Raw genomic sequence first — 8,586 nt, forward strand, 5'->3', positions numbered from 1 at the left:
AACTATCTCTAGCTGTTTCTACAACTTCTGTACTGATTTTATCTAAGCCATTTATATCCATAATTCTATCTATCTGCGCAAATAAACGATGAATCAGCCTAAAATTCCCTTTTGTAATTTTAATAATCGTCGTTATTGCCTCATAATCAGTAAAGTCTTCGAGTTTTAAATCAAATCCTAAATCTTGCCACTTATATTCTAATATATGATGCGTCTCGTCTTTACTTAGATTATCAAATTCATGTGCAAAACCTATACGCGAATATAGTTGAGGATAACGAGATAGTTTTTTCTCTATACCTGGCATACCAATAAATATCATTGCTAAATTATGTTCATCATAAATAGCTCTTAATTGCTCTAAATGTTGCACTTTAAGGCGATCAATCTCATCTACTATAATTAAATCAATATATTTAAACATATCACTATAATGTTTACTATGATCATGACCATACTTATTTACGATGTGTAATTTTTGACCCAAATCAATACTTGCACTAATACTATATAGATCATTACTTAATCTTGTTTGTTTTTCAGCCGGTGCAGTATAAAATATCTTATTCACCGATAATATATCATCAGTCGTTTTACTAGCTAGATCTTCCCACCCTCTATGATTAACTTGCTTTTCAATAGTATTCCAATTTGTGTAATACCTAGAAGATAAAGTTTTTCCGACACCAGGTTGACCATAGCAGATCCCAATATATTGATATTTGATACAAGCATCGCAAAATTCAGCAAATCGTTTATACTCTTTCGTTTCAATGAAATTCTGATGTTTAGTCATTACGATACCTCTTTAATTTTTTGACGTTTTTAGTCGTTTCTTGAGGTGAATAACCATAATTTTTTTCTTCCTTAATTAAATCAGTGGTGCTTGGACTAGCAATATTTTGTTTTAAGTGTTTTCTTCTCTGACTACGTGCGTGTTGTATATCTTTTATATCAATTGAATAATCAGCTAAATCAGGAGATATTGCTGTACAAAGAAATTCATCTCTATAAAAAACACGTATTTCAGCCATATCATTGGGATTGTAACGAATTAATACATACTCACCTACATAAGCAGCTAGGTTTGTATTACTGTATCTAAAGCCTTGAAAATGAATGCCATCTGAATGAATTTTTCTAGATTTAGGTATTTCTAATAATAATAAATCAAGTTGTTCTAAACTGCTTGGCATATTAGGGAAAAAAATGATTACTGTTCCACCGATTGATAGGAGTGCTCTGGATAACACTATGCTCTTTTTGATTATAATCTTCAATTAAAAAGTATCGTAATTTTTCTTCGAAATTTTGAAAATCTATTAAATCGCTAGGAGTATCATTATTGTTTATATATCCAGGAAGTTGCTCTAAGAAAGTTTGGTTAACTGTCTGAAAAAAACGTTCTATTTTCCCGCGACCACGAGGGACACCAACTTTTGAAAACATCAAGTTAATTTTCAAATCAATAGCGACTTGTTCCATGTGATGCGAGGTAAAGTCACTCCCGTGATCTGTGTAGAATTTTTCGGGTATACCACATACTGGCCAATTGGTATTATTCTTATTCCATATTGCTTGGTGTAGTGTTAATGCTGTATTTTGAGCATTAGGAGCTTCAAAACTTATAAAGTATCCTGCAATTGCGCGACTATAGTCATCCATAATAATGGTTAGCCAGGGTCTATTAATATTACCTGTTTGATCTAATATATAAATATCTAGCAAAGTATGGTCGGCTTGCCATATTTCATTGGGTCTTGAGGATTCTCTTATTTGTATTAAATCGTACTTATTTTGATAGTATTTTTCACCTTGGTGAGAGAAATCAATAACAGACTTAGGCATTGCTTTAATAATACTATAAACTTGTTTGTAGCTTGGTTTATCAAAATTATTTTCTATACAATAATTAACGATTTTCCTATGAATTGTAGCAATACTATTTCTTTTATTCTTGAGTGAAAGGCGTTTAATCTCGTCAATTATGTTTTGTTCTAATTTATGATCACCTTTATCAACTCTTGTATTATGAATTAGACCAGTAAGCCCTTCTTCCTTATATAATTTATTCCACCTATAAAGTGTACTTAATGCAATGTCCTTATTTTTAGAAATACTTGATAAAGATTGATTTCCCAAGATAAAAGGTTTTATTATATTGTACTTTTGAGTAGCTTCTTTACGTTTGGCTTCAGAAAAATTAGTTAGATACTTCTCCTTGTTTTTCATCTTCCTTGTCCTCCAATTTATTGAGGTAACGATAAATAGTTGTACGTGAAACTTGCCATTGTTCTGCTATTGTTTTAATGGGTGTGCCATTATCATAAAGCGTCTTAAGTAAATTCAAATCTTGTTTATTTAATTTTTCAGGCCTCCCTCCATATCTTCCTCTTGCACGTGCCGCAATTCGGCCAGCTGAAGAACGTTCTAAAATTAAATTACGTTCAAATTCTGCAAATGCTGCGAATAAATGAAATAATAATTGTCCTGTAGAACTTGATTTATCCATCGTTATATTTTCTTCTAAACTATGAAAACTCACGCCTCGTTCGTTAAGTTCATTAACTAATGTGATTAAATCCTCCATGTTACGTCCTAGTCTATCTAGTCTCCAAACAACAATGGTATCTCCTGACCTCGCAAATTCAATTGCTTTATCTAAACCAGGTCTTTTACTTTTTGAACCACTCATATGGTCATTAAATATCTTTTCACAACCATGTGTATTTAATCGATCTTCCTGTAAATTTAAATTTTGTAATCCAGTTGAAACTCTTGCATAACCTATTTTCAAAATACAAACCTCCTATATACATATACAGTGTACCATAACTTAATTTCAAGGTCTTTTGTGAACATAGATTTTTTGTTGGGTTTTTGAACACGAAAATATATGTATTACTCACTTATTTCGGCATAAAAAGAGAGTGTACAGAAAATGGTTATTTTCTGTACACTCTCATCTTTAATAATATATTTTAAATGTTATTAACAAAACTAATTTAATAAGAGTCAAGCATAGTTTACATATGTATTATGTTTGAAACATATCTCTAATTACTTTTTACTAATATCATTTAAAATGTCTCGCAATTCTTCAATTTCTTTGTTATTTAATTCTTCATTTTTCGCAAAATTCAGCACTAAACTTTTCATGTCCCCTCCATACAGTTTATTAAGAAAGGTTTTAGCAGTTTTCATTTTAATATCGTCTTCTTTAATATTTGATGAGTAAAAATAAATATTCTCTGATTTGTATCGTTTTATAATCTCTTTTTTATATAGTCTTGTGATTAATGTTCTAATCGTTTTATCGCTAACTTCTTTATATTTTTGAATTTCAACTACAATTTCATTAGCTGATACTGATTTTTTACCCCATATTATATTCATAACATCCCATTCAGCCATAGATATTTCAACTTGCTTATTGGCCATTTAAAACACCCATTTCTTTTAATATTTTTTCACTGATTAATTCAGCATTTTTCCCAGATGGCTTTCCATCTGATAAATGTGTAGCAAAATAATACTTATCATGATTTGTAATTACGTAACCTACAAACCACCCATTATTATACTTCCCGTTTACTATACCTGTACCTGTTTTCCCATACAGTTCATACTTTTCATTTTTCTTAATCAATAATGAAGAAGATAATTGATTCTTTGCTTTTTTACTAAAATGGTTATTTTGTTCCATCATATTTTTAAAAACTATTACTTGTTCAAGATTAGATATTTTCAAACTATCTTCCATCCAATAGCTTTTATAACTTCCCAAATTTTTATTACCATAATTTAATTGCTTGAGTTGAGTCGCAGTATAGTTCTTTGGTATTTGATCGCTAATACGTTCGAAGTACCAATTAACTGAATTTTGCATTGCTGTATTTAAATCTTGTTCCTTATTCCAAGCATCAAAAGGGTAATGCTTATGATTCCATGACATACGTGAATTTTCATCATTTATAATATGTCGGTCAAGTCCAAACATAGCTAAATAAATTTTATAAGTTGAATTAGGAGAATACCTTTTTCTACTTTCTTTTTCGTTATAAATATAGTATTTGTCTTTCTTCATGCTGTACATGACGAAAGATCCACTATTTGAACCAAAAATTTTACTTTTATCTAAAATTTGGTAATCGTTGTGTAAGGGCTTTTTATAATTATAATCAGTTATGGATTGCCCCATCAAAAACTGGCTTTGAATTACCATGAGCAAAAAAGTAAAAATACAAATAAAAATTAGAATTAATTTGGACTGTTTTTTCAGATTGGCTTCTTTTATATTAATTAATCTTCTTTTGAGTAATGACTTTTTACCATTAAATGAATGGCTTAATATATTTTTATTAAAAAATGGAACATTTAATACGGAGTCCATAATAGATTCCGCATAAGTTTTAAATTCATTTTTGTTAATATTATTAAGGACAAATCTATCGGCTTCTACTTCATTGTCATGAATTATCTTTCTTTTTACAATATGTACTAATGGATTGTAACTCATAATAATAGAGAAGATATTAAAGATAATTAAATGTAAAGTATCTCTATTTTTAGCATGAGCATATTCATGCAATATTATATATTTTAGTCTTTTGTCAATTACACTTTTAAAATATGAACTAGGAATCAAAATAATATATTTCCCATACCAAAAAGTTATTGGAGATTGAATAGTCTCTGCTTTTCGAATCACAATATTTTTTTATATTGATGGTTGAAAAGTATCGTATCTATTTTATTTTTTTCATTTTCGTTTAGATAAAGTGACTGTTTCTTTAAATATTTAAGATATAATAAGGCTTTCAAAAATTTAAAACTTAAAATAATAACTAAAACTATCCAAATAACTGTGCAGATATTATCAATTGAATCCCAATTAAACTTATGGATATCTGTTGCGAACTCTTGAATAGGTTTGGTGGTATTTATGTTATGGTTCAAGTCGTGTGACTTACTTTCAACTGTGGGCGCTTGATTATTCACATTATTAAATTTAAAAAGAGAGAATTTAATAGGAATGAAAGGAATTAATCCTGCAAGAAGAGTTAGATACCAAACTTTATAATTTAACATATAATTAAAATAGCGTTTTAATATGTACCTAAAAAATAATAACAATAGAAATATAAAACAAAAGCTTACTATGCTCATTATTAATAACTTAGCCATTTCAACACCTTCTTTCAAATATTTATAATAAACTATTGACACCGATATTACAATTGTAATATTATTGATTTATAAAAATTACAACTGTAATATCGGAGGGTTTATTTTGAAAAAGTTAATATTTTTAATTGTAATTGCTTTAGTTTTAAGTGCATGTAATTCAAACAGTTCACATGCCAAAGAGTTAAATGATTTAGAAAAAAAATATAATGCTCATATTGGTGTTTATGCTTTAGATACTAAAAGTGGTAAGGAAGTAAAATTTAATTCAGATAAGAGATTTGCCTATGCTTCAACTTCAAAAGCGATAAATAGTGCTATTTTGTTAGAACAAGTACCTTATAATAAGTTAAATAAAAAAGTACATATTAACAAAGATGATATAGTTGCTTATTCTCCTATTTTAGAAAAATATGTAGGAAAAGATATCACTTTAAAAGCACTTATTGAGGCTTCAATGACATATAGTGATAATACAGCAAACAATAAAATTATAAAAGAAATCGGTGGAATCAAAAAAGTTAAACAACGTCTAAAAGAACTAGGAGATAAAGTAACAAATCCAGTTAGATATGAGATAGAATTAAATTACTATTCACCAAAGAGCAAAAAAGATACTTCAACACCTGCTGCTTTCGGTAAGACTTTAAATAAACTTATCGCAAATGGAAAATTAAGCAAAGAAAACAAAAAATTCTTACTTGATTTAATGTTAAATAATAAAAGCGGAGATACTTTAATTAAAGACGGTGTTCCAAAAGACTATAAGGTTGCTGATAAAAGTGGTCAAGCAATAACATATGCTTCTAGAAATGATGTTGCTTTTGTTTATCCTAAGGGCCAATCTGAACCTATTGTTTTAGTCATTTTTACGAATAAAGACAATAAAAGTGATAAGCCAAATGATAAGTTGATAAGTGAAACCGCCAAGAGTGTAATGAAGGAATTTTAATATTCTAAATGCATAATAAATACTGATAACATCTTATATTTTGTATTATATTTTGTATTATCGTTGACATGTATAATTTTGATATCAAAAACTGATTTTCCCTCTATTATTTTCGAGATTTATTTTCTTAATTCTCTTTAACAAACTAGAAATATTGTATATACAAAAAATTATAAATAATAGATGAATAGTTTAATTATAGGTGTTCATCAATCGAAAAAGCAACGTATCTTATTTAAAGTGCGTTGCTTTTTTCTCATTTATAAGGTTAAATAATTCTCATATATCAAGCAAAGTGACATACTTAACATCTTAATTGACTTTATAGTAGGAGGCCTTATTACACTCTTTAAGTTGCCAATTTTTTATTGTAAACTGTGTATAAATCATATTTGAGGAGGTGTCTAAATGTTTCTTATAGCTTATTGTTGCAGATATTTACAGATTATACGCAACAAATTTTCGATTTTAATTCCAAAATTGGTGAAGTCTGTCTTTTTTGAAATTAATAATCGAATCTATAAGGAACTGACACTATATACTTCTTCCTTATAGATGATATGGAGGAAGATAAATGAATATACTCAATGCTTCGAATGTTTCTAAAAGTTATGTAGAAGAAACTTTATTCGATAATATCAAGTTGACCCTTAATTCTGGTGATACTGTAGGATTAGTAGGACGTAATGGTGAAGGAAAAACTACTTTGCTAAAACTGCTAGCAGGGTTAGAAAAACCTTCCAAAGGCATTATTAGTTGGAAGAAAAATGTGAGAATCGGTTATTTAAACCAAATACCCAATTATGAAAATGATACAAGTGTTTATCAATGTTTGAAATCTGTATTTCAAGAGTTAAATGCTATATCAGAACAACTTGAAACTATAGAAAATAAAATGGCTGAAGATAAAGAAAATATAACTACACTAATGTCTCGCTATGGTGAACTACAGATATATTATGAAGAAAATGGTGGTTACGAGATAGATGCTAAGATACGTAAAGTGACTTATGGATTAAATATTGACCATTTACTTGATACAGAGTGGGGGAACTTATCAGGAGGAGAACGTACAAAAGTAGGCCTTGCTCAAATATTAATTAAGTCTACTGATTTGCTACTTTTAGATGAACCAACAAATCACCTTGATGTTAAATCTATAGAATGGTTGACTAACTATATAGAAAATTTTGAAGGTGCTACCGTAATCGTCTCACACGATCGTTACTTTTTAGATGAAACAGCAAATCAAATTATGGAAATAGATCAAAAAATGCTCCATGTTTATAATGGAAATTATTCGCAATTTGTTGAAGAAAGAGAAAAAAGGCTGTTAGTCGAATTCGAAGCCTATAAAACACAACAAAAGAAAATCAAAAAAATGAAAGAATCTATTAAGCAATTAAGAACATGGGCAAGCCAAGCTAAACCACCGAATGCTGCAATGTATCGTCGAGCTAAAAGTATGGAAAAAGCTTTGAATCGTATTAAGCGATTAGAAAAACCAACTTTAGATTCAAAAAAAATGAATATGAAACTAGAGGAAGGTAAGCGTGTTTCAAATAGAGTTATTGAAATGGAAAATGTCGCTAAAGGATATGACTATTTATTATTTGAAAATGTAAATATGTTAATTCGAAGAGGCGAACATGTTGCTATTATAGGAGATAATGGTACAGGTAAATCTACATTGTTAAAAATAATTTTAGGACTTACTTCAATAGATGAGGGTTCTATTAAGACTGCAAACAATTTAAAAATTGGTTATCTTTCACAACATGAATTTGAAAGTGATAACGATGATACTTTATTGAATACAATTCGTGAAAAAGTCAATGTAACAGAAGGAGAAGCTAGACATATTTTAGCTAATTTCATGTTTTATGGTAAAGACGTTTTTAAAAAGGTTAAAGATTTAAGTGGAGGAGAAAAAATAAGGCTAAGATGGGCACAAATTGTAAATACTGATTATAATTTGCTTGTTTTAGACGAGCCTACAAATCATTTAGATATAGATGCCAAGGAAACCATAGAAGATGCTTTATTAGATTTTGAAGGATCCATAATTACAGTTTCACATGATAGATATTTTCTTAACAAGCTATTTAATACAACTTACTTGTTAAAAAATCAAACATTAGAGAAATTTGAGGGTAACTATAATTATATTAAAGGAAAAATTTATAAGTAATTAAACGAACAATACAAATTAGCTGAAGAAAAAATAAAAATACTTCAGAGATTTTGCATTCCCTTACTAACCAGTGTTATAATTTAGACAACAAGAGCTTCGTGCATTATATGCACCAATCCCCTCACTATTGCGAGTAGTGAGGGGATTTTTAAGTGTTGGCTACTATCTAAGAAACACGCTTAGTTATCTTGAGATATCTGAAATGGTTCTGTTACAAATTAAAAAATATAGCTAACCACTAATTTATCATGTC

The 8,586-nt window shown here is 28.8% G+C and carries 5 protein-coding genes and 2 pseudogenes; 2 read left to right on the plus strand and 5 right to left on the minus strand.

Annotated elements, in window-relative coordinates:
• The 5 genes and pseudogenes from HMPREF2846_RS05535 to blaR1 form a co-directional block, all read right to left on the minus strand.
• Positions 1 to 796: AAA family ATPase (locus tag HMPREF2846_RS05535; protein ID WP_070626058.1), on the minus strand; the 796-nt coding region annotated here is incomplete at its 3' end.
• A pseudogene (locus HMPREF2846_RS05540) lies at positions 789 to 2,232 on the minus strand (Mu transposase C-terminal domain-containing protein). The pseudogene HMPREF2846_RS05540 and the gene HMPREF2846_RS05535, both read right to left, overlap by 8 nt.
• A complete protein-coding gene (locus HMPREF2846_RS05545; protein WP_000690636.1) occupies positions 2,204 to 2,797 on the minus strand; it encodes a recombinase family protein in 594 nt (197 codons plus the stop codon). The pseudogene HMPREF2846_RS05540 and the gene HMPREF2846_RS05545 overlap by 29 nt, the downstream one beginning before the upstream one ends.
• 263 nt (positions 2,798 to 3,060) lie before the next feature.
• Positions 3,061 to 3,441, minus strand: a complete 381-nt coding sequence (gene blaI, locus HMPREF2846_RS05550; RefSeq protein ID WP_001284656.1) for a penicillinase repressor BlaI — start codon at positions 3,439 to 3,441, stop codon at positions 3,061 to 3,063.
• Positions 3,431 to 5,187, minus strand: a pseudogene (gene blaR1 / locus HMPREF2846_RS05555) (beta-lactam sensor/signal transducer BlaR1). Before blaR1 ends, blaI begins: the two are co-directional and overlap by 11 nt.
• A gap of 106 nt (positions 5,188 to 5,293) precedes the next feature.
• On the opposite strand from blaR1, the gene HMPREF2846_RS05560 reads away from it, so the two are divergent.
• Entirely contained in the window at positions 5,294 to 6,139 is an 846-nt protein-coding gene (locus HMPREF2846_RS05560; protein ID WP_000733283.1) for a BlaZ family penicillin-hydrolyzing class A beta-lactamase PC1, read from the plus strand.
• A 574-nt stretch (positions 6,140 to 6,713) separates the two neighbouring features.
• Positions 6,714 to 8,330: a ribosomal protection-like ABC-F family protein gene (gene abc-f / locus HMPREF2846_RS05565; protein WP_070626060.1), complete on the plus strand. Its 1,617-nt coding sequence runs from the start codon at positions 6,714 to 6,716 to the stop codon at positions 8,328 to 8,330.
• Positions 8,331 to 8,586 lie beyond the last annotated feature (256 nt).

Source organism: Staphylococcus sp. HMSC056G08, from assembly GCF_001812305.1.
In the GTDB taxonomy this organism is placed as follows: Bacteria; Bacillota; Bacilli; order Staphylococcales; family Staphylococcaceae; genus Staphylococcus; species Staphylococcus simulans.